This window comes from Lentilactobacillus rapi DSM 19907 = JCM 15042, from assembly GCF_001436255.1.
Classification (GTDB): Bacteria; Bacillota; Bacilli; order Lactobacillales; family Lactobacillaceae; genus Lentilactobacillus; species Lentilactobacillus rapi.
This window is the reverse complement of sequence record NZ_AZEI01000005.1, coordinates 1-20283: the sequence shown is the minus strand read 5'-3', so window position 1 is coordinate 20283 and position 20283 is coordinate 1. Positions and strand designations below refer to the sequence as shown.

The following is a 20283-nucleotide window of genomic DNA, read 5'->3' as shown; positions in this document are numbered from 1 at the left end:
AAATGGTCGTTTTAGCGTTTTTAGCACTATTACTTAAGAGATTTTAGACAGCTTCTTAGCCATTTGCAGCGTGTGATAACGATACATCAAGAGCTTCTTGGCAATCATGGGTTCGGTATAGACAAAAAATGGCAGCATAAATATCTCAGTATCCCAGAAGAATTGGCCACCGTAGCCGTTGCCAGTGAGCCCCTTGGCCGGAATGCTGGTGAGTTCATCTCGACCGGCTGATTGGTTCAGTTCAAACAAATTAAACCGAATGCAGGATTGAATAACCGGATCCCCTTCGATTTTGACGTCACTGTGCAGCCAAAATGTCTGCCAGACTTGGGCAGATGCCATCAATTCAGCGTTAAATGACGTATTACGAATAAAGTTATCCAGAGAAGCCAGATATTGGTCTGCATACATTCTGGCATTAACCAAGGGGTGAATATTCCCGATTGAAAATAAAAATTCGAACTCTTTTTGGCTACCGGGCTTGGCATGATAACGGCTACGATAACCATAATGGCGATTTTCGTCCTCAAAATACTCGATTTTAGGATTTGAGTCAGTGGGTTCACCAGCTTGATACGTCACAATAATGCCCTGCTGACTTCTGAAGGTTGTCACTAAATAACTTGGCTGCCCATAATCGGGAATGAAGTCCAGCTGCATTTGACCGACATCCTGATTTACTCGAACATCTTCGGACTGCTGATGAGTGGCTTGATTAATGTAATCGTGCATCTTGATGACTTCAATATCCCCCTCAAAGTTGGTTGGGATAATTGAGTATTTAATGCCATAGACGTTCTGTTTGCTGAGACTGGCAAAGCTTTCAATCACCAAATTAAAGTTACGGTTCCCTGGAGTGGTCACACTAAACATCTCGTGAACCAGGCCCGTCTGCATATCCAGGTTTTTATCAATATTTTCGACTTGGAAATGATCGGTGGCAGAGTCTTCGTCCTCGACCTTGATACGGATAAAGCGGGGATCAAATAACCGGTTGATGACCTGATCATTGTCCGGATAACCACTATACTTTTCACCGTATGACACGGCACTGTAATCAAAGAAACCATTGATGAACAAGCCAGGAGAACCGACGTAATCAGGATTGTTCCCTTGAAGCGGATTTGAATCCCGGACACCAATGTGCCCATTACCAACGTTATAAATAGTTTCCAAAAACAATGGATCTTTATTTTTTAGGTTCTGTAAATGAATTTGAAATTCCGGTGACTGCTCAATTCTCATTTAATAACCCCCTGAAAGTTATTTGTTATAATTTTACCATTTTAGTGACTGTTAAGCAGAATTTTGGTATATCGAAACATTTATATTTTTTATGTTAAAAATATGATTAGTCATTATACAATTCTTAAGAATTAATTAATACACACGTGAAAAGATGAACACCCTTTACCGGTCAATTGCAAATTGGTATACTTAACAGTGGTCTTAGAAATAAATAGGCACATACGAGTCATAATTCATGCATATATTACTGGAATATCATATAATCTGGTTGTCGGATAACATTTTGATGAGGGGTCCCAAAGGAGAATATCACTATGAACAGCAAATTACTTTCGTTTCTCGAAGAAATAAAGGCGCAAGGAAATATGTCCAAAGCGGCCCAAGCATTATTTGTTACTCAACCGTACATTAGTCGGGTTATCAAAAATGCCGAAGTCAATTTTGGTGTTAAATTAATAGACCGGTCGTCGCACCCCATTCAGCTGACCTACGCTGGGGATCGACTACTGGCTTATCTACAGGAAGAGAACCGTCTCAGATCCAACCTTGATCGGGAAATGACCCATTTATCCCAGTTCAAATATGGTCATCTAACCATTGCTTCTAATGAAGTGGTTACTAATGACTTGTACAAACCCATTCTTGTTCGTTTCTACAATAAGTATCCAAATATTCACGCTCAAATCACCCGGATGACCAGTAGGGATGCAGAGAAACGCCTGTTATCAGGAACACTTGATTTCTTCGTCGGCCATGCGTTGCAAAGTCACAAGGTCGATTATCAACCAGCTGCTCGTTTACCGCTTGTGTTGGTTATTCCAAAGACCTCTAAACTATTTGTTCCCGGTCAATTATATTCCAAGTATGAAGACCTGGATCTCACCAAGCTTTCGGGTGAATCGTTTATTGGTACACCACAAGAAGATAACTATCAACGGCTTGTTAATAGTTATTACAATGATGTCGGGATCACGCCGGAATACAGTATTGAAGTTCCCGATTTGCACTTGGCATCTGATTTGGCACTTGAACATGTTGGTGCCATCGTTACTCCAGAACCATTTGCGGGCGAACACCGGTTAACCGATGAACAAAAGGCAGGAATCAACATTGTCAAGATCCCAACCGATGTGTTAACGGCGAACTTTGGTATATCATATATCAAAAACAAACAAACGTCAGAACCTGTGACCGATCTACTTGAGATCATTACTGAGTATGTAGATGAGTATACGCCAAAACGGTAGTGTACGAACAGTAACGGTTTGACGTAACTATAAAGGAGTCATCACTGAAATCCTAGTTGGGATTTCGTGATGACTCCTTTTGTTTTAGCCAGTTGTTTGGAATCCATTACTTTTTCACTTAAATAGTCGAATTCAACGGTTTATTACAAGTTTTGTCAATACAAGAATTTTAGCAAACAGGCAAGTGGATGCCCCAATTTGTTCACTATTCCTCGACTGTTTTTTGGAGTCGGGTATGGTTCAATAAGATGTTCAAGATAACGGCGGTAAAGCTACCAACAACCATCCCGTTACTCATGATAACTTGAACCGTTGCAGGTAAGTACTGGAACAAAGCCGGTTGGGTGGTGACCCCTAAGCCCAGTCCCACTGAGATGGCAATGATTAATAAGTTCTTGTTGTTTAATTCAACTTTAGATAACATTTTGATACCTTGGGCACCAACCATTCCAAACATCACCAACATGGCGCCGCCTAAAACAGATGACGGAATCAATGTCGCAATCGCGCCGAACTTTGGAATCAATCCCAGTACCATTAGCATAAATGCCGAATAGTAAATTGGGGTTAATTTTTTAATTCCAGAAAGTTGCACGATTCCAACGTTTTGCGAGAATGTTGAATATGGGAATGTATTGAACACCCCACCGAGGATGGCCGCAATTCCTTCTGAACGATAACCATGTTCCAAATCGCGGTCTTCCAACTTTCTGCCGGTAATATCACTCAGCGCAAAGTAAACGCCGGTAGATTCAATCATACAAGTGAATGCAGCTAAGATCAGCGTTGCAATCGACGACCATTCAAATTTAGGGGTGCCAAAATAGAAAAATTGGGGTAATTGAGCCCAATGCGCTTGACCAACAGCCGCAAAATCAATTTGACCCATGAAAATCGCTACTAAGGTACCAACCAAAATCCCAATTAAAATTGAGATTTGCTTCAAAAATCCACGTGCCCAAATGTTCAATACAATAATAACTAACGCAGTAAAAAATCCTAAAAACAAATGAGTCGGATCCCCAAAGGCCTTGGCAGTTGTATCGCCACCACCAATGTTTTGAAACGCAACCGGCATCAGCGTAAACCCAATCAAGGTGATTAGTGAACCAGTGACAACGAGTGGAAAATATTTCCGCATGTGAGCAAATGGCTTGGCTGCCAATATAATGAACACTCCAGCGACGATAATGCCACCATACATATACCCTAATCCGAAATTCTTACCAATTGATTGCAAGGGAGCCACATACTCCACGGCACACCCAAGCACAACCGGCAGTCCAATCCCAGTAATTGGGGTTCGGCGAATCTGTAGTAAGGTCGCAACCCCACACATGAAAATATCCATTGAAACTAAGTATGTCATCTGAGCGGCATTGAACTTCAATGCTGCCCCAATTAATAACGGAACTAAAATATCGCCAGAATACATCGCCAATAAATGTTGAAAACCTAAAATCGCATTTTTGATTGGTGACTTTTCTTCTGAAACGGAAACATTATTCATGATATTCTCCCTTTTATTCGTGTTTAACGTAATATTGTCATATTAACATGAATGAATCTTAAAAACAATTTAAATTCCGAATAATAGCGCTAACATCAGCCTATTTTAACGCCTACCTCCGAATGGATGTGCAACTAATATGTAAGTATTTTGAAAATAATCTCGTTTAAACTGAATAGATTCGTTAACGGTTACATTCTCTAGATTATTTTAAATGTTGATATGAAACGTTTTCATGGTAGTTTTCACTTGACTTATTATGAAAAGCGATTAGACTATTTACAGTAAAGTTCAACGTCTACGGAGCAACTAATATATCAGGTTAGAAATTCACCATTAAGGTAGTGTCCAAAGTTCTATGAAAAATTAGTTTCTAGTAACCTTTCTGATCTGGCTTTCGGTCCACAAGTGGTCGTAACCGTCAAGTGCACTTGACAAGCCTACCAATGGGTTAGCTCAACGGTGCCGAGGCGATGGTTATACGAAATCAAGTCAACTTAAATAAGCCTCGGGTTTTCTCAGTTTAACCCATTGGCTTTACGGCTCGTCAAGTGTCCGCTAACGCCATTTCGAGGGAGATTTTATTATGACAATCAACGACACAAGCGCTTGGAAAGAATCATTACAATCAGCCGATGCATTCAGAGATTTTATCACAAAATATTTTCAGGAACACAAAGAACTAACCGGTAAGTATGAAGTGCCTTCCTACTACGAATACTACACAGCCCATCTTGATAGCCGTGATGGGATTATCATCACTTTGACAACGGGGGTTAACCAGTCAGTTAACGCCACCATCTCACCATTGCCATTCAAGCAAAAAGAAAAGATGTCAATCGAAGACTTCCGTCAATTAATTTTGAATAAGAAGTTTGCTGACATGCAGGTTTCCCTTGCAGATGTCTTTAAGGCTGTTGCAGGCGTCCCAACTACTAAATAATCCGTCATCCGGCTGATCGCCGAATGAACAAACAAAGAGCGTAACCATTCCCGATTCAGGAGTGGTTACGCTCTTTGTTTACATTATGAGATTGGGATTAATCTTAGTACCAACCGTATGCTTTCCAGTGCTTCTTAGCATTAACCCAACTGCCATAACGCGCCTTAACGTAATGGTCAGCGGCCTTTTCTTGGTTGTTCTTTGAGTAGTCACCGTGTAAGTATGATGAACTTAATTGATACTTACCAACGTAGCGACCGTTGCGAGCATGGTATGAACCTCTTGATTCATGATAGGCGATCCATGACTTTGCTTTTTGATTTGCTTTTGAAAGATTTGATTTATATACTTTGGTTGTCTTGGCGCTTGCGATTTCTGTGGTTGCGGCAACATCAAACGTCCCGTAGAAAGTTAATGCAGTCATTAAAACCATGACGAATTTTCTAAATTTCATTAAATTATTTCTCCCTCGTATTTACTCAACAGGGTAGAATATACACTCTCGTATTTACAGGGAGGTTGCTGGAAAATTACAAGCGTGTTAAACACGTTGTCATGTTAGTAATATTAGAAGGTAAATCTGATAGCAATACGGACATATGCCTGATTTAACAGGCTTTAGAACAAAAATAATTCTCTGACAAAATAAGTCATTGTCAGAGAATTCTAATGCCATTTATTGGAAAAAGATTTGATATAAGTCTTTTCCAAGCAAATTCATGGCTTTAATTTGTTGGTTTTGCCGACCACTTTCGGATAACACAACGGCCACAAATGATTGCTGACCTTTTTTAACAATCGCGGCGTCATTTTGAACACCATAATCCGGAAATTCACCGGTTTTATTATAAATTGTCGCCTTTGAACTGATTAAGGCTGGCAATTTTGTCTGATTCGCATTGTTCGCCAAAAGTCGTAACATTTCGGTATCATACCGACCACCCAGTAACTGATGCCGGTCAATTTTCAACAATGTCCGGCCTAAATCTGCTGCACTGGTATAGTTGTCGTGCCCGGCATTTAAGGCCCGATAGTCCAACATTTTTCGTTGTAATTTAGTGTGATGACAGCCAAGATTCTCAATTGTCCGGTTAATCTTGGAGAGACCGCCCAACTGATCAATTAACACATTGGTGGCGGTATTGTCACTGACTTTAATCATCAATTCAAGTAATTGCCCGATCGTTTGCTGATTGGTTCCGCGCTGGGCTAACACACCGGTTCCGCCAACTTGATCATGGGCAGGGATTGCCACTTCTTGCTTCAAGTTCAGTGTCCCAGCCTTCACCCTTCTCATGGCTTCGATCATGATAAACACTTTAATGACACTGGCAGACCGTTGCCGCCGATTGACAGCGACCCCGGTTGCTAATTTAGAAGTTGCCACGTAGACCGCCGTTGTTCCAGAAGCCTGTTGAACTGTTGCTCGAACGGCCTTGGTTACCTTAGCGGACTTAGCCGTGTCGGTTGAACCTCCAGTCGCCTTCTTTAGTGGCATCTTTGTCGAACTGCTGGCCACCCGACTTACTTTTGAGTCAGAATGATGGGCGTTTGGCTGATGAGCGGAACACCCCGCTAACATAACGACCCCAACTACAGCAAGAATACTAGTACTTAACCCAAACTTCATTGACTAAGTCCCCATCGTACGATTTGCCATCAGTCAACACGGAGTTGCCGTCATATGACGTATAACCATAATACGTTTCATTTTGGCCGTTGCTCCAAGTGACAGTGACTTTCACATTGGAATTGATACTCTTGGTTTTATTCGTATCAGTCGTGACATCATACGATAGAATGCCACCTTGGCTGTATCCTGAAATTGTGGCAACCCCATGGAAGCTGGTGCCATCCGTATTTTCCTGCAGAACGGTTCCATCAGAATCAATCACCAAATCACTCTGAAGCCGATCGGGATCGTAATTATAGAATTCATAATCGCCAGCAAACTTTGGATAATTTGAAAAACTACTGTTGGTACTTAAATTAGTTGTCCCGCCATTACTATTGGTCGCATTACTGGTTTGATTCTGTTTCTTAGCCTTCTTCAGCAAAAATGCGTCGTTACTTTTCTGCAGTTGGAAGTACTCAGTCTTCAATGAGCCAAAGCCGTGATCGCTCAAGTCCGCGATCCGGATCCCATTGAGGGCCTTGTTAGAGGCCTTATAATTGCCGCTTTCATTCAAATTACGCGCGGTTTTGATAACCCCTTCGTACTCGGAAATCTTGTCCCGGGTCTTGGAAGTGATCTTTGGTTTCGTGTCATGACTCGCGCTGTTGCTGGAACACCCCGCCGTTGCAAACATCATTGTTGCTAATACACAAACTACCAATCGAAATTTCTTCATAATGATCTCCCACTCATAACCATAATATAATCTAATTATATAATAAGTGAATTCATCAAGATTAACAATCCGTATTGAGACATTTCTATTAGTTATGAGCCGTTATATTGTATACTTAAGGAGTAACAGGGGGGCTTAACGTTGGAAGAACATTTTAATAAAATCACCAAGGCGGGCTATGAACACATCAAATCCGAGATTCGCGATTTGGAAGAAGCCCGGCCGAACAAAATCAAAATACTGGCGGCGGCCCGAGCGCTCGGCGACTTGTCGGAAAACGCTGAGTACAGTGCTGCTAAACGGGATCTTCGTCATTTGGAGAGTCGGATGCGATTTCTCAAGAAACAGCTTCAATACGCAAAGATTTATACCCCTACCGACAACGACACGGTTGAAATTGGTAAAACTGTGACCCTTGAGTTCATGGACGACCACTCAACGGATACTTATGAAATCGTCGGTACCCCCGAAGTCGACATCGAGCACAATAAAATTTCAATTGCGTCGCCGATTGGGGCTGCGTTGTTAAACCATCATTCAGGTGATGAAGTGCAAGTTTCAGCACCTGGGTTGACTTACCAAATCAAAATCGTCAAAGTCACCAAATAAGGAACGATCCGAATCAGGTTAGCTCACCATTTTTATCTTGACGGAACTTACGATAAGCGGCTAATCTCCGCCATTTACGCAAAACAAGCAGTGCGTCCGGTTTTTGGACGCACTGCTTGTTTTCACTTAATCCCTGGGATCAAACAACCTAATCCCAGTTTCTTCTTACCGTTCATTAATCATATTCAACGACATCATCATTCTGCCCTTCACGCATTCGCCAGATCAATTTCTTAATCCCAGACAGGATAAATGTTGGTAAGGCTGACAGGATAATAATACCAACGTAGAGGCCCATTGATAATGGGGCCGTTCCCATCACTTGATTGAAGAACGGAATCAATGTGACCAATACCGATGAGGTTGCCGCAAAGCCCACCGCAAGGGTTAGCCGGGAGTTGGTAAACGGATTCCGGTCAAACAGCGTCTTCGTACTTCTAGCATCGTACACGTGCCAGAGTTGTCCGAATACCAAGGTCAGAAAGGCGATGGTCTGACTTTGGGCAATTGAAAAGCCTTGGTTGGCTGCCCAAATGAAGGCGATAAACACGGCGCCACCCATCACCCCACCGCGGATCAGCACTCGACTGAGCATCCCATTGGCCAAGATTGATTGGTTGGTATCTCGAGGCTGTTGTTTCATCACGTCGGCTTCAGCTTCATCGTATCCCAACGCAAATGACGGCAGCGAATCACTAATCATATTCACCCACAAGACCATCAGCGCCGTCAGCGTTGGGGTCACTTCGGTAATGTGTCCAATCGGGGCGGTAATCAAGAAGACTCCCAGTAACAACGAGAGCACTTCAGCCACATTGGTGGTTAATTCATGCCGCATAAAGTTCAAGATATTGGCAAAAATGGTTCGCCCAGATTCTACTGATTTCTCGATGGTCGTAAATTTATCATCTAATAAAATCAAATCAGCAGCATCCTTGGTCACTTCCGTCCCATTAATTCCCATTGCGATTCCGATATCAGCGGCTTTCAATGCTGGGGCATCATTAATTCCATCACCAGTCATGGCCACCACCTGTTTGTGCTGCTGCAGCTGTTTGATAATGCGCTGTTTGTGAGCTGGGGTCACTCGGGCATAAACGCGGGTGGTCAGGACGGCTTCGGCGAGTTGGGCATCATCCATCCCTTCCAGTTCTTTTCCAGTAATTACCCGGGCAGCCTTTGATTTGATAATTCCCAACTGCTTGGCAATTGCTTTAGCGGTCGCGGCATGGTCACCGGTAATCATCACCACATTCACAGAGGCATCGGTTAATTTCTTAACCGACGTTCGCACTTCCTCACGCGGTGGATCAATAATTCCCACTAATCCTAAGAAGCACAGATCGCGCTCGAGTTCTTCGCTCGGCGCATTCAGCGCTTGATCCCGGGTAACTTCCCGCTGAGTAAGTGAAATTGTCCGCAGGGCGTTGTTGGCAAACGCCAGCATGGTGCCCTCAATATCAGCCGCAACTTCGCCAATGTCGACCACTTGACCATCAAGCATAGCTGAAACGGTTCGATCTTTAACCACGTCTGGGGCGCCCTTGGTCAAGCTGTAGTATTTGCCATTCTCTTTAATCACAACGGTCATCATTTTTCGAGTGCTGTCAAACGGCAGGATTCTGACAATATCAATGTCATGGTTGCCGCGATCTTCTAACAAGGCATCGCGCTTCACGCCCTGTTTGGCACCCAACACGACTAACGATACATCCGTGGGATTCCCAAATGGCCGCCAGTTCTGTTTGTCATCAGGTTTAATTTCTGCTTCATTATTTAAGACTGCCACTTCCAAAAAGCGCTGGTAGTCCTTGGGGTTGACCGGCTTCCCATCAGTACGGATGATGTCACCAACCGGCGTGTAGCCATTTCCTTCAACGTCGTACACTTCGCCATTTGCCCAGAACCGAGTAACGGTCATCTCATTTTTAGTTAACGTTCCCGTCTTATCAGAGGCAATATAAGTCGTTGACCCCAAGGTTTCCACACTACTTAACGACTTCACCAACCCTTTTTGGTCGGCCATCATTTTAGCGCCAATTGTCAGCACAATTGAAAGCACCACTGGCATGGCATCAGGAATCGAGGCCACCGCAATTGCAATTGAAGTGGAAGAAATTCCGGCTAAGCTTTCCAGTGACACATTACCAACTTGCATCAGTTGCTTCACAATATCGTAGCCGATTGTCAGGAGAATAATCAGCCCGGCAATGATCATCAATTTCTTGCTTAACCCGTGGACGGATTTTTCGATCGGCGTTTTCTGGTCGTCAATATCCTGCATTAAATTGGAGATCCTGCCTAATTCCGTATCCATCCCCGTCGCAACTACTACGCCAATTCCGTTACCGTTAACGACCATTGAGCCGGAATACCCCATGTTAGTGCGATCCCCCAGCTCGGTATCTTCGGAAACAATTTCGGTATCCTTGCTGATGGCATCGGATTCACCGGTCAAATGTGACTCGTTAATCTGCAATTCAGCGGTCTTTAGCCACCGTAAGTCGCCGTCAATAAAGTCGCCAGATTTCACACTGACGATATCGCCCGGAACCAAATCACTGGCTGCCACCGAAATCCAATTGCTGTCGCGAAGAACGTGCATGTGATGCTGGCGCATGTTGGACAACGCCTCCAGCGACTTCTGAGCGGAGCGGGTCTGGTGAAAAGCCAAGCTGCTATTCACAATCACAATGAGCATGATCGCAACGGCTTCATAAATGGAAGCCATGGCATGCTGACGATCACCGGTCACTTGAAAATCATAAGCAGCGCTGGCAAAGGCCAGAACAATTGCAATTAGCAAGATGATGACGAGGGGTTCCTTGAAACTTTTCAAAAATAGTTTCCAGGCGGGTTCCTTCTTGGCTGCTTCAAGGCGGTTCGGCCCATATTCTTGTTGTCTAAGTTGGGCCTTTTCTTCACTTAAGCCAGAAATTCGGCTGGTTTCGAGTGTTTCTAATACTGAGTTTGTATTTTGACTATACCATTTCATCGGGTTCCTCCTTATAGGGTGGGAATCTGTTTCGTTAAAAAATACTTATAATAATTATAACAAAGTCAAATAACTCAGTTGTGAAGATTTAGAGAATATTTGAGAAAATTTAAAGTGTGCGGCGCAAAGCGGTGAGAAGTCAGAGCATAAGTCTCCACAAGTGAGAATTCCCGGTTTTGGAATTCTCACTTGTGGAGACTTATGCTTTGCGGAGCAATCCTAATCTATATAACAGAAAACCGCTAGCAACAGATCCTTACTTTGTACAGCCCCATTCGACTCGTTGACAAAGAAACACCTATCTTTAGAAGCATCACATTGGCTAACCCCAACAAAAAAATGGCCCACAAGCAATCGCCCACGGGTCCACATTTTACTTCTCATCCTTATTTCTCGTTGAAAATTGATAGTAAACGTAGCAAGCCACAATGACTACTACGACGACCAGAATCACCATCAACCACTGATCCAATTGACCGAGCATCTGCTGCCAAGCCTGGCCGGCAAAATGACCGATGAGAATGAGCACGGTATTCCACACCAGTGTCCCAATAATGGTTAACCCGGTGAATTTGCTGAATGAATAGCCAGTCATCCCTGCTGGAATTGAAATCAAGCTCCGGACGACTGGAATGCAGCGACCGATTAAAATAGCAACGGCCCCATGCTTGTTGAAATAATGACCGGCTTTCTCGATGTCCGCGGGCTTCAACCGTAAAATTTTGCCGATCTTCCCAGATACCAGCCGCTCCAGCTGTTCAACACTCAATAATCGGCCAACCCCATATAGGGCGACTGCCCCAAGGTAAGCCCCAGCAGTTGCCGCCAGAATCGACCCAAAGATAGTCAGCTTGCTTGAAATGGTTAAATAGCCAGTAAACACCAGTACCACTTCAGAAGGGATCGGCGGAAAAATATTTTCGAAGGCAATTAGAAATGCAATTCCCCAATAGCCATATTGATTAATTAATTCAGTAATCGTACTCTCGCTCAATTAATTTCCTCGTTTCTCATTTTAGTAAAGCGATTATACCATATTCAACCTTTTCAATCTTTGGCATGTTGATTTTAATGGCTTATAATTGGAGGTAATTAATGAAGGAGGATGGAAATGAAGACATTAAAAATTGGTGACACCAACTTCGAAGCATCTGCAGTTGCATTAGGAATCATGCGGATGGCCGGCATGGATACAAATGCCGCCGCAAAGACGCTGCAAACTGCTGTCAATACTGGTATTAACTACATTGATTCAGCCGACATTTATGGTGAAGGCGGTTCAGAAAAGAAGTTTAAGGAAGCCTTAAAAGCTTCTGGCATCTCTCGGGATAAACTGTTTATCCAATCAAAGGGTGGAATTGTCCTTGATCCCAGCCGCAGCCACGATGGCTTAGTATTTGGTGCGCGCTACGACTTTTCAAAGCAACACTTAATCGAAGCCGTTGATGGAATTCTGGAACGAATGGGCGTCGATTACCTGGATTCATTCTTGCTTCACCGCCCAGATCCATTGATGGAAGAAGATGAAGTTGCGGACGCCTTTGATACCCTTCAGCGTGAAGGTAAAGTTCGTCACTTTGGAGTCTCCAACTTTGACCCTGAACAAGTTGAAATGGTTCAATCATGGGTTAACCAACGATTAATCATTAACCAACTGCAATTTAACGTGGTTCATTCCGGCATGATCAAGGCTGGCCTGCATGTTAACAAGGCCGGCGACGATAGTAATGACCATAACGACCAAATCATTGAATATTCACGTCGCAAACATATGACGATCCAAGCTTGGTCACCATTTAACTATGGTTTGTTTGCTGGTATGTACATTAATGACCCTAAGTATGGCAAGCTAAACGATAAATTGGCTGAATTGGCTGACAAATATGGTGTTTCAAAGAATGCTATTGCGGTAGCGTGGATTCTCCGTCATCCAGCCCACATTCAAGTGTTGTTAGGAACAATGAATCCTGACCATATCAAGGATAGTGCTGCTGGTGCCGATGTCGAATTGACAAAGCAAGAGTGGTACGATCTGTACTTTGCTGCGGGTAATGACTTGCCTTAAAAAAGAGTGAGCGACGAGCAACGGTTTGACGCGTTTTAATAAGACCGCCTGATTGAAATCCTGGGTTTGGATTTTGATCAGGCGGTCTTATTAATTGAGCGTCAGTTGCGTCGGAGCGGTCCTCAACCTCAAAATTAAATCGAAGTCTCCACCCAATTGATTCCGGAGCACCAACTGAAACAACCACTGATAAACGGTTTTTGTTTGTCAGTGGTTGTTTTGGATATGGTAGATTTCAGGGCTGTCGGAGCGTATTTTTCACGATGAAGTCGTTTGGCAAGATTTAACAAGCTTAGATTGATTAACAGATATTCCGCCAACTGCGCTTATGATTTATCTGGGGTCAATCCCTTCACGATAAAATCGATCAAATGTTCAACTTCCGCATCTTCATCCCATTGTTGCTTAGGAAAGTAAATATAATGTTGCACAACGTAACCAGCTAAATTAGCAGCCAAGAAACGCACGATTTGGTCATTCGGCCAGTCAACTAAAATCTTTCTTTCTTTCATTTGAGAGATTTCATTATTCAAGTCTTCGATGAATTCCTTTGGAAATGCTTTAAACAAGTCATTTCGGATACTAGAATCGTATAAAATCTCACTGAGAAAGATTTTAACCACCAAAATATTTTTCTTGATGAACTGAATACGATCCTTAATAATTGTGTTAACAAACTCCTGAAGTGATGGATAGGATGTCAACAACGTTTTCCTGGAAAATTCATGAAGAACATCTGGCAACAAAGAATCAATCAATGGTTTCAAGATTGCATTCAATAACCCATGCTTGTTGGTAAAGTGTTTAAAAATACTCCCCTCGGAGACTTCAGCGAAATCTGCAATCTCTTTTGTGCTTGTATTGGCATAGCCTTTTAGCGAAAACAGTCGAATTGAAGCATTAAACACTTTCATTTGTTTTTCCGTTAAATTCTTGGTTTCCGGTGATTTGGCATATAAATCCGTTAAATCACTTTGCATTGGGCCACCTTCTTTATATTCCATTATAGTTGACAATGATGCCCCTGCCTATTAAAAAAATGAAGGAAGAGCTTAGTCAACAAGTAACTAAGTGATTTTCAGAATATAAAAGAGTCGGCACAAAACATTTAGTTCTGTCCCGGCTCCTTTTTTCGTCATCCACTGTGATTAATCATTGAGTCCAAGTCACATTAGTTGCTGAGCTTAGTATCATCAGTGTTGAACGCTTGTGTGATGGAGATTGCGGTAACCATAGTAGAACTGAGCGCAAGCCAGCACAATGTTAACGTAATTCAAGACATTGAACCAAGTTGAAATGCCGGCCACTGACGTCCCGGTGAAGTATACGCCAAAGCCAATGATGACAGCAACGACATTAATCCAAGCAAAAGTCTTTTGTAGGTTTTGATTATCAAGTGCGAACCACATCCAAATAACGTTAACTAAAAACCAAACTGCTAATACCCAAAAAGTTCCTGTAAACATGATATTACCCTCTTTTGGTTTATGATAGATAGTAACTGCACACCTTATAGTGAGTGGTTACTATCTTTTTGAACAACTACGTTATAGTCCCTCTCCACGCAGAAGTCAACCAATCACCCTCGCTTAAAAATATTTAATAACCATCGTCAACCCTTGCCGACAACAACGCTTATCTGCTATCTTTAATAGCGGACGTTATAAATTTAATCGAGGATGAAATCATGAGTAAACGCAGACGCAAGCGTCGTCAATCATACACATTTTCCAGCTTAATCATTGCCATTATTATCTTAGTTGGTGGTTGGTTCCTTTCCGGCGGCCAGCCAAGCGACATTCAATCATTTATTCAAAATATTTCTCAAACGGCGTTCAACCAGACCAAAAACGTCGATTCCAATAGTGAGCTCGCCAAGCTTGACTACCATTCAGGCGAGCAAAGCTTTATTTACGTGAACCATAATAAAGCCAATCTAAATCCTACCAAGTGGCAGACAAATCACGTTGTTTATTCTGATTTGGATAACTTAAATCGGACCAGCAAAGGAAACCTGGCCTATTTAGAATCCCGCAACCTGGCTTCCGATGAAAATCGCGTTCGCCAATACGTTGAGCCGACTGCTTGGCATCAAAAATTTGTCGACCGGGAACCCATTATCAATCGAGGACACTTAATCGCCTATTCGATTTCTAAGGGGATCAGCGCAAGTGGCACCTACAATCCCAGTGACCAATCAGGGGATCAGAATAATCCGAAAAACTTATTTACCCAAACCGCCTTTTCCAATCAACGGGTCCAAACCATTTTCGAGCAGAAAATCCGGGATGCCCTTAAAGATGGTAAACGGGTAATCTTCTTTTCCAAACCAATTTTCAGGGGTAATGACCTCATGGCCCGGGGAATTCACTTGGAAGCAATCAGCACCGACAAATCGCTCAATTTCAACGTTTACTTGTTTAATGTCCAGCCGAAAGTTAAGTTCGACTACGCAACTGGGCGATCAACCATTGATCGGCAAATGAGCGTTCCAGATCCTTAAACTGATTACCAAACCGAGCTATAGAATCCCTGCATAAACAGACAAATGCAGAGGCTTTGAATGAGCAGGCAAATCCATACCCAATTTTGATTGGTTGATTGCCAAAATTGATAATTCAGCCAAATTAGTAATGGTAATGCGGTAATTGCCGCAAGATCATTCACAAGTAATGTCACGGGATTGGCCTCTCCAGTTATTACTCTCAAACCATTACCAATGATGAGCAAAATAGTTTCGAGAATCCCTAATGTGACAGTCATCCTGTTAGTTCGATTATTGAAAAGTGATTTAGGGACAAATTCTTTTTGAGTTAAAATACCGACCCAAGCATAGCTGGCACCCATTATCCAAATGAACGTAACCATCGTCAGCCAAGGCATTAGATTTGGCCTGACAAACGGTAACGTTCCCGAATCAAACAGCTTAAAAAAGGTCAGCCCATTCATGACATACGCAACGATCGGGCTAACCAGAAAATTCAGCCAAAACAGAATGGTTACCCCGAGGGATTTATTCATTATTTGGTCGTTCCTTTCTTTCGTTTCTCATTTCGATAATCAAGTGACCAACTATTCTTTGGCATCAAAGTAGAGCCAGCCACTTAAATAAACGATAAAGCTAATAATGAGCGCTCCTCCAAGGGCAATGACCACGGCCTGGGCAAACAGCACTGGCTGGGCACCCATACCAAGGCTTAGAACTGGAATGGCAATCAGTTCAATTAGCAATAACGTAATCATTACGTGATAAATCCACCGCAATGCCTGTTGAGAAATTGCTTTCTCCCGTTCATCCCCCGCGCTCAGTTCACCCTGACTAGAATTGAATGATGGATCCACCCGACCCAAAATAGCCCGCACTATTCCAAAGATAATCAACCAAGCTAAAAACAGGATTCCATAAATCCCAAATCGAAATGAGGATTCACCATTCGCATGCCAATATGAGTTGGCAACCATGTATGACATTGTCCAAGTTGCAAGGATCACCATGATAATATTGCCAATTTGTTCAATGATCACTTTTTTCATTTTCAGGGCCTCCCAACCAAAATAAGTCATTAATATCAACTTTTAACTCCTGAGCAAGCTGCAGGGCCAGAAGCAACGATGGCGTGTACTTTCCCTTTTCCAGAGAAATAATCGTTCGCCGGGTCACCCCAACAGCAGCCTCCAGTTGTGCCTGCGTTAACCCCAGCTGTTTGCGGCGCTCTGACACATTATTATCTACAAAGATGATCGGCATCCCCCTATCAGCTGTGAAGTTCATTTCACATTATGTGATAGCAGGTTATTGGTTGGATGTGAAGCTGGCTTCACATTATTCCTTTAGATCTGTTTGCATTAATGTAACTTCAACCATTAAATATTTATTAGGCAAAGTCATTATTCAAAACATATCTAATTGTAAATTTCTAAAATTGAATATATATTTGTAATGACCAGAGGGAGGCGTGCTAACATTGACAAACAAAGATAATCCCTGGTTAAACTGTGGATATGATGACATCAACTTTGACGCTGAACTTAAAGATGTTGGTAATTATGGACTTGAGTCTCCTGTTGGAAAGGAACAAGTAAACTGGTAACCCCTGCATCATTTTTATAGCGGCTAATCTCCACCCCGGCCACGAATAAATCGGCTATGATCCCACAAATGGACTCGTTAGGCCCCCAATGATAGTGGTACTCGGGGATCAGTCATTACTTTCCAAATTATGATTATATTGCCAGACACGGTGAAATTGTTGGTAGGATTACCACCACTCTATTGAACCAATTAATTGAACGAGCCAAATCTATCTTTTAACCCGTTGGTTATCGCAATCTGTTGTCTTCCTCAATTTAAACAAAAGCAGTCACGACAGGGTTTTGCCCGTCATGACTGTTTTTGTTTATTTTTAATCCTGTAGATTCTTTTAGTAGTTTTGGATTTGAACGATGGCTTGGGTTCTTGGCCATATAGTGGAAACGTGCTCACCCAAGCAATACCCTGCACATAAGCACCTCGAACAAAAATCCAAAACCAGGATTTCCGTTCGAGGAGACTTATGTTCCGGTTACTCCCGCTTGGGTTCGCACTCTACGCTCTTTGCGCGCCATCAATCACAAAGTCGGCACCGTTAGCGAACTTCGATTCGTCGCTGCCAAGGTAAACACAAACTTCACCGATATCAACCGGTTCACCCATGTGGCCTACTGGGATGGTGCTGACAATTTGCTTTTCGTATTCTTTTGGCACGATATCCGTTGCAATCCAGCCAGGGTGCACGTTGTTGACTCGGATATCGAGTTTCTGTTGAGCCAACGACAGTGCTGTGGCATGGGTTAACAAGCGCGTACCACCCTTACTTGCTGAATATGCTGGACTCAATGGCAGGCCAACTAAACCGGCAACTGATGAAATATTAATAATTGAGCCTTTACCGTTGGTATATTTCTTCATAGCTTTGATTGCATACTTCTCACCGAGGAAATTCCCGGTTAAATTAATATCAATCACTTGTTGCCAGTCCTCAAGCTTCAACTCATCAAGTGGGCCATTAACCCCACCAACACCAGCATTATTGACCAGAATATCGAGCTTACCAAATTTATCAATGGTCTTTGCAACCGTATCCTGCCATGATTTTTCGTCGGCGACATTTTGCTGAACAAAGAGTGCTTTGTCGGCGCCAAACTTTTCAACAGCTTTCTTGCCGCCTTCAACGTTGTGGTTAGCTGTCAAAACAACCTTGGCGCCCTCACGAACGTAACACTCAGCAATCCCCAAGCCAATTCCAGCAACGCCGCCCGTAATCAACGCAACTTTATCTTTTAATCGATCCATACAAATCCTTCCCTTCTGATTATCATTACAGGTTAATTCTACCGATCACAAATTTTAATAGCAATTGATTTGCTCTTTGATTCACAAATATTTTTGTCGGTGCCTCTTAATCATTTCATGCTAAAATAATGACAGTCAAAATTCGCCAACTTAAAGGAGTTATCGTTACAATGCCAACAATCACCGATCAAATGAAACAGCAGGCTGAACCGCTTTGGCAGGCCAGCTTCAATCATCCATTCATCAAAGAATTATCAACCGGTCAACTGCCAATGGAAGAATTCCGTTACTACCTCAAGCAAGACCGCTATTACCTGCAGAACTTTTCAACCCTTCATGGTAAAATTGCCGATCAAATCAAAGATCAATCGATCAAGAAATTCTTATATGCTGGCGCCACTGGTCTAAACGATTCTGAAAAGGATGTTCGCACTGAATTCTTTCAGCAACTCGCCATCACCCCAGCAGAAATCCGCCAAACACCCATGGCACCTAACGCTTACAACTATGTAAGCCACATGTATCACGAATTATATGTCGGTTCACCCCGGCGAGCATGTGCGGCCCTGCTGCCATGTTACTGGTTGTACAACGACTTGGGCAAGCAATTAATTAACAATGGCTCGCCGGTTAAAATTTATCAAGAATTCATCGAAACCTACGATAGTCCGGAATTCACGGAAGCGACCAACACGATGATTTCAATCGTTGATCAATTGGGCGAAAGTGCTGAACCGGACGAACAAAAGGCAATGGTGACGGCATTTGTGCGCAGCAGTTATTATGAATTGCATTTCTGGGAAATGGCTTACGAAGAACAAAAGTGGTAATCAGGCATAACAAAGCGCTTAGCAATCGACGGGTTCTTCCCGACTGACTGCTAGGCGCTTTGTTTTTGACACTATTGATTAAGATTGAGTGTCACCATCGTGTAATTAATCTTGGTATTAACCGTTTGACTTTGAGCTTTTTTACCCTTTTGCTTGACCGACGTCTCCGTCCGGGTGGTTGACTGACCCTTTTGAACTCGGGTAACGATCATCTTTGTGCCAGGCTTTAGTAAGTATTCCTTTTCACCAATATTGGTCGAGATCGGATCAATATAGGCACCGTGCTTACCAGCTGGCAAATTGATTTTCAAAATCACGTGTTGCTTGGAGAACCCTAACGCGATCATCTGGCTCAATGTACAAGATGAATAGGCGGGGTCTTGGTATTGCCGACCAACCTTGATCGATTGATTTGCCAGCGATTTTTTCAAGCCAACCAACGAAGTGCCGCGATAAATTGTCAGCGGCTTAGTTAAATTAAACTTGTTAATGCTTGCATTGATTCGCTTAATGCTTGATTTAACGGTCTTGGTTGGCTTTGATTTCGGCGTTCTTAACGCCGTATTAATTTTGCCATATCCCTTGTTAGTGTAATAACGAATTGCTTTAACATCGGCTTTGGATAGGCCCTTTGCCCACTTCTTAGAAGCCGATTTGAGCTTGGCAACGGTCTGCTTGTCATTTTTCAGACCGGTCGTCGCATAAACAGCCTTCTCCGGATTAAGCAGTTCAAATTCACCATGACTGCCAGCTTTAGTGACAACGTACCCCTGGTTATTCTGCAACTTGGATTTGATTGTCAGGACCGTGTTTTTGGGAACCGCAATATATGAATCATAATTGGGTAACCCATTCACGACCGAATACAACCGGACACTTTTTTTCGTCACCAGTTGCTGAGCACCCACGTTTTTAAGCTTGGCTGAGTAACTCGTCGAAACGGTCGTCGTTGTGTTGCCATGGACTTCTTTATGAACTTCGGCATTAACTGGGCTTGATAACAGCAGCCCTGCCGCCAAGGTAACTGCGAAGATTAACCGCTTTGGTTTAAACATTTTATAACCATCCTTTTTCTCGTTTACTTGAAGAAAGCTGTGTAAGAAACTGTTTGAGATCTCTAAAAGCGGCGTAGGAAAACTGAGACAAACGCTAA

The 20283-nt window shown here is 42.9% G+C and carries 20 protein-coding genes and 1 pseudogene; 7 read left to right on the top strand and 14 right to left on the bottom strand.

Features of this window, described 5'->3' with window-relative positions; all coding sequences use genetic code 11:
- Positions 1 to 51: 51 nt before the first annotated feature.
- Positions 52 to 1245, bottom strand: a pseudogene (locus FD12_RS01185) (glycoside hydrolase family 65 protein); the annotation flags it as partial.
- 317 nt (positions 1246 to 1562) lie between these two features.
- Between FD12_RS01185 and FD12_RS01180 the strand changes: the two are divergent.
- The gene (locus FD12_RS01180; RefSeq protein ID WP_054749111.1) at positions 1563 to 2495 is read left to right on the top strand and encodes a LysR family transcriptional regulator; all 933 of its coding nucleotides are present in this window, start codon (positions 1563 to 1565) and stop codon (positions 2493 to 2495) included.
- Between the two features lie 205 nt (positions 2496 to 2700).
- Here the strand turns inward: FD12_RS01180 and FD12_RS01175 are convergent, their stop codons facing one another.
- On the bottom strand, positions 2701 to 4005 hold the full coding sequence (locus tag FD12_RS01175; protein WP_056981234.1) for a nucleobase:cation symporter-2 family protein: 1305 nt from the start codon (positions 4003 to 4005) through the stop codon (positions 2701 to 2703).
- Between the two features lie 586 nt (positions 4006 to 4591).
- Here FD12_RS01175 and FD12_RS01170 point away from each other — a divergent pair.
- On the top strand, positions 4592 to 4948 hold the full coding sequence (locus FD12_RS01170) for a hypothetical protein (protein WP_054748959.1): 357 nt from the start codon (positions 4592 to 4594) through the stop codon (positions 4946 to 4948).
- Positions 4949 to 5051: 103 nt separating this feature from the next.
- Here FD12_RS01170 and FD12_RS01165 read toward each other — a convergent pair whose 3' ends face one another.
- From FD12_RS01165 to FD12_RS01155, 3 genes are all read right to left on the bottom strand, one after another.
- Positions 5052 to 5402, bottom strand: a complete 351-nt coding sequence (locus FD12_RS01165) for an aggregation-promoting factor C-terminal-like domain-containing protein (RefSeq protein ID WP_056981233.1) — start codon at positions 5400 to 5402, stop codon at positions 5052 to 5054.
- Positions 5403 to 5624: 222 nt separating this feature from the next.
- Complete coding sequence (locus tag FD12_RS01160; protein ID WP_056981230.1) at positions 5625 to 6578, bottom strand: serine hydrolase; 954 nt, start codon at positions 6576 to 6578, stop codon at positions 5625 to 5627.
- The gene (locus FD12_RS01155; protein ID WP_054748958.1) at positions 6556 to 7299 is read right to left on the bottom strand and encodes a hypothetical protein; all 744 of its coding nucleotides are present in this window, start codon (positions 7297 to 7299) and stop codon (positions 6556 to 6558) included. Before FD12_RS01155 ends, FD12_RS01160 begins: the two co-directional genes overlap by 23 nt.
- A gap of 141 nt (positions 7300 to 7440) precedes the next feature.
- Between FD12_RS01155 and greA the strand changes: the two genes are divergently transcribed.
- Positions 7441 to 7908 carry a transcription elongation factor GreA gene (greA, locus tag FD12_RS01150; protein WP_054748957.1) on the top strand — a complete coding sequence of 156 codons (468 nt, stop codon included), beginning with the start codon at positions 7441 to 7443 and terminating at the stop codon, positions 7906 to 7908.
- Positions 7909 to 8083: 175 nt separating this feature from the next.
- On the opposite strand, the gene FD12_RS01145 is transcribed toward greA, so the two are convergent.
- Positions 8084 to 10903 carry a cation-translocating P-type ATPase gene (locus FD12_RS01145; RefSeq protein ID WP_054748956.1) on the bottom strand — a complete coding sequence of 940 codons (2820 nt, stop codon included), beginning with the start codon at positions 10901 to 10903 and terminating at the stop codon, positions 8084 to 8086.
- 373 nt (positions 10904 to 11276) lie between these two features.
- Positions 11277 to 11897, bottom strand: a complete 621-nt coding sequence (locus tag FD12_RS01140; RefSeq protein ID WP_054748955.1) for a DedA family protein — start codon at positions 11895 to 11897, stop codon at positions 11277 to 11279.
- A 117-nt stretch (positions 11898 to 12014) separates the two neighbouring features.
- On the opposite strand from FD12_RS01140, the gene FD12_RS01135 reads away from it, so the two are divergent.
- A complete protein-coding gene (locus tag FD12_RS01135; protein WP_054748954.1) occupies positions 12015 to 12968 on the top strand; it encodes an aldo/keto reductase in 954 nt (317 codons plus the stop codon).
- Between the two features lie 326 nt (positions 12969 to 13294).
- On the opposite strand, the gene FD12_RS01130 is transcribed toward FD12_RS01135, so the two are convergent.
- Together FD12_RS01130 and FD12_RS01125 are read right to left on the bottom strand one after the other, a co-directional pair.
- On the bottom strand, positions 13295 to 13948 hold the full coding sequence (locus FD12_RS01130) for a TetR/AcrR family transcriptional regulator (RefSeq protein ID WP_054748960.1): 654 nt from the start codon (positions 13946 to 13948) through the stop codon (positions 13295 to 13297).
- A 213-nt stretch (positions 13949 to 14161) separates the two neighbouring features.
- Complete coding sequence (locus FD12_RS01125) at positions 14162 to 14434, bottom strand: hypothetical protein (RefSeq protein ID WP_054748953.1); 273 nt, start codon at positions 14432 to 14434, stop codon at positions 14162 to 14164.
- A gap of 221 nt (positions 14435 to 14655) precedes the next feature.
- On the opposite strand from FD12_RS01125, the gene FD12_RS01120 reads away from it, so the two are divergent.
- Positions 14656 to 15471 carry a DNA/RNA non-specific endonuclease gene (locus FD12_RS01120; protein WP_056981228.1) on the top strand — a complete coding sequence of 272 codons (816 nt, stop codon included), beginning with the start codon at positions 14656 to 14658 and terminating at the stop codon, positions 15469 to 15471.
- Between the two features lie 5 nt (positions 15472 to 15476).
- On the opposite strand, the gene FD12_RS01115 is transcribed toward FD12_RS01120, so the two are convergent.
- From FD12_RS01115 to FD12_RS01105, 3 genes are read right to left on the bottom strand one after another with little or no spacing between them, the layout of a single operon-like run.
- Positions 15477 to 15989, bottom strand: a complete 513-nt coding sequence (locus tag FD12_RS01115) for a hypothetical protein (protein ID WP_056981226.1) — start codon at positions 15987 to 15989, stop codon at positions 15477 to 15479.
- A 51-nt stretch (positions 15990 to 16040) separates the two neighbouring features.
- Positions 16041 to 16502: a hypothetical protein gene (locus tag FD12_RS01110; RefSeq protein ID WP_056981224.1), complete on the bottom strand. Its 462-nt coding sequence runs from the start codon at positions 16500 to 16502 to the stop codon at positions 16041 to 16043.
- On the bottom strand, positions 16483 to 16716 hold the full coding sequence (locus tag FD12_RS01105) for a helix-turn-helix transcriptional regulator (protein ID WP_056981222.1): 234 nt from the start codon (positions 16714 to 16716) through the stop codon (positions 16483 to 16485). The genes FD12_RS01110 and FD12_RS01105 overlap by 20 nt, the downstream gene beginning before the upstream one ends.
- A gap of 217 nt (positions 16717 to 16933) precedes the next feature.
- Here FD12_RS01105 and FD12_RS14270 point away from each other — a divergent pair, with 217 nt between their 5' ends.
- Positions 16934 to 17059 carry a hypothetical protein gene (locus FD12_RS14270; RefSeq protein ID WP_263862412.1) on the top strand — a complete coding sequence of 42 codons (126 nt, stop codon included), beginning with the start codon at positions 16934 to 16936 and terminating at the stop codon, positions 17057 to 17059.
- A gap of 494 nt (positions 17060 to 17553) precedes the next feature.
- Here FD12_RS14270 and FD12_RS01100 read toward each other — a convergent pair whose 3' ends face one another.
- On the bottom strand, positions 17554 to 18300 hold the full coding sequence (locus tag FD12_RS01100) for a glucose 1-dehydrogenase (protein ID WP_054748950.1): 747 nt from the start codon (positions 18298 to 18300) through the stop codon (positions 17554 to 17556).
- Positions 18301 to 18470: 170 nt separating this feature from the next.
- On the opposite strand from FD12_RS01100, the gene tenA reads away from it, so the two are divergent.
- Entirely contained in the window at positions 18471 to 19130 is a 660-nt protein-coding gene (tenA, locus tag FD12_RS01095; RefSeq protein ID WP_054748949.1) for a thiaminase II, read from the top strand.
- Between the two features lie 71 nt (positions 19131 to 19201).
- On the opposite strand, the gene FD12_RS01090 is transcribed toward tenA, so the two are convergent.
- Positions 19202 to 20185, bottom strand: a complete 984-nt coding sequence (locus FD12_RS01090; RefSeq protein WP_056981218.1) for an ADP-ribosyltransferase — start codon at positions 20183 to 20185, stop codon at positions 19202 to 19204.
- Positions 20186 to 20283: the final 98 nt, after the last annotated feature.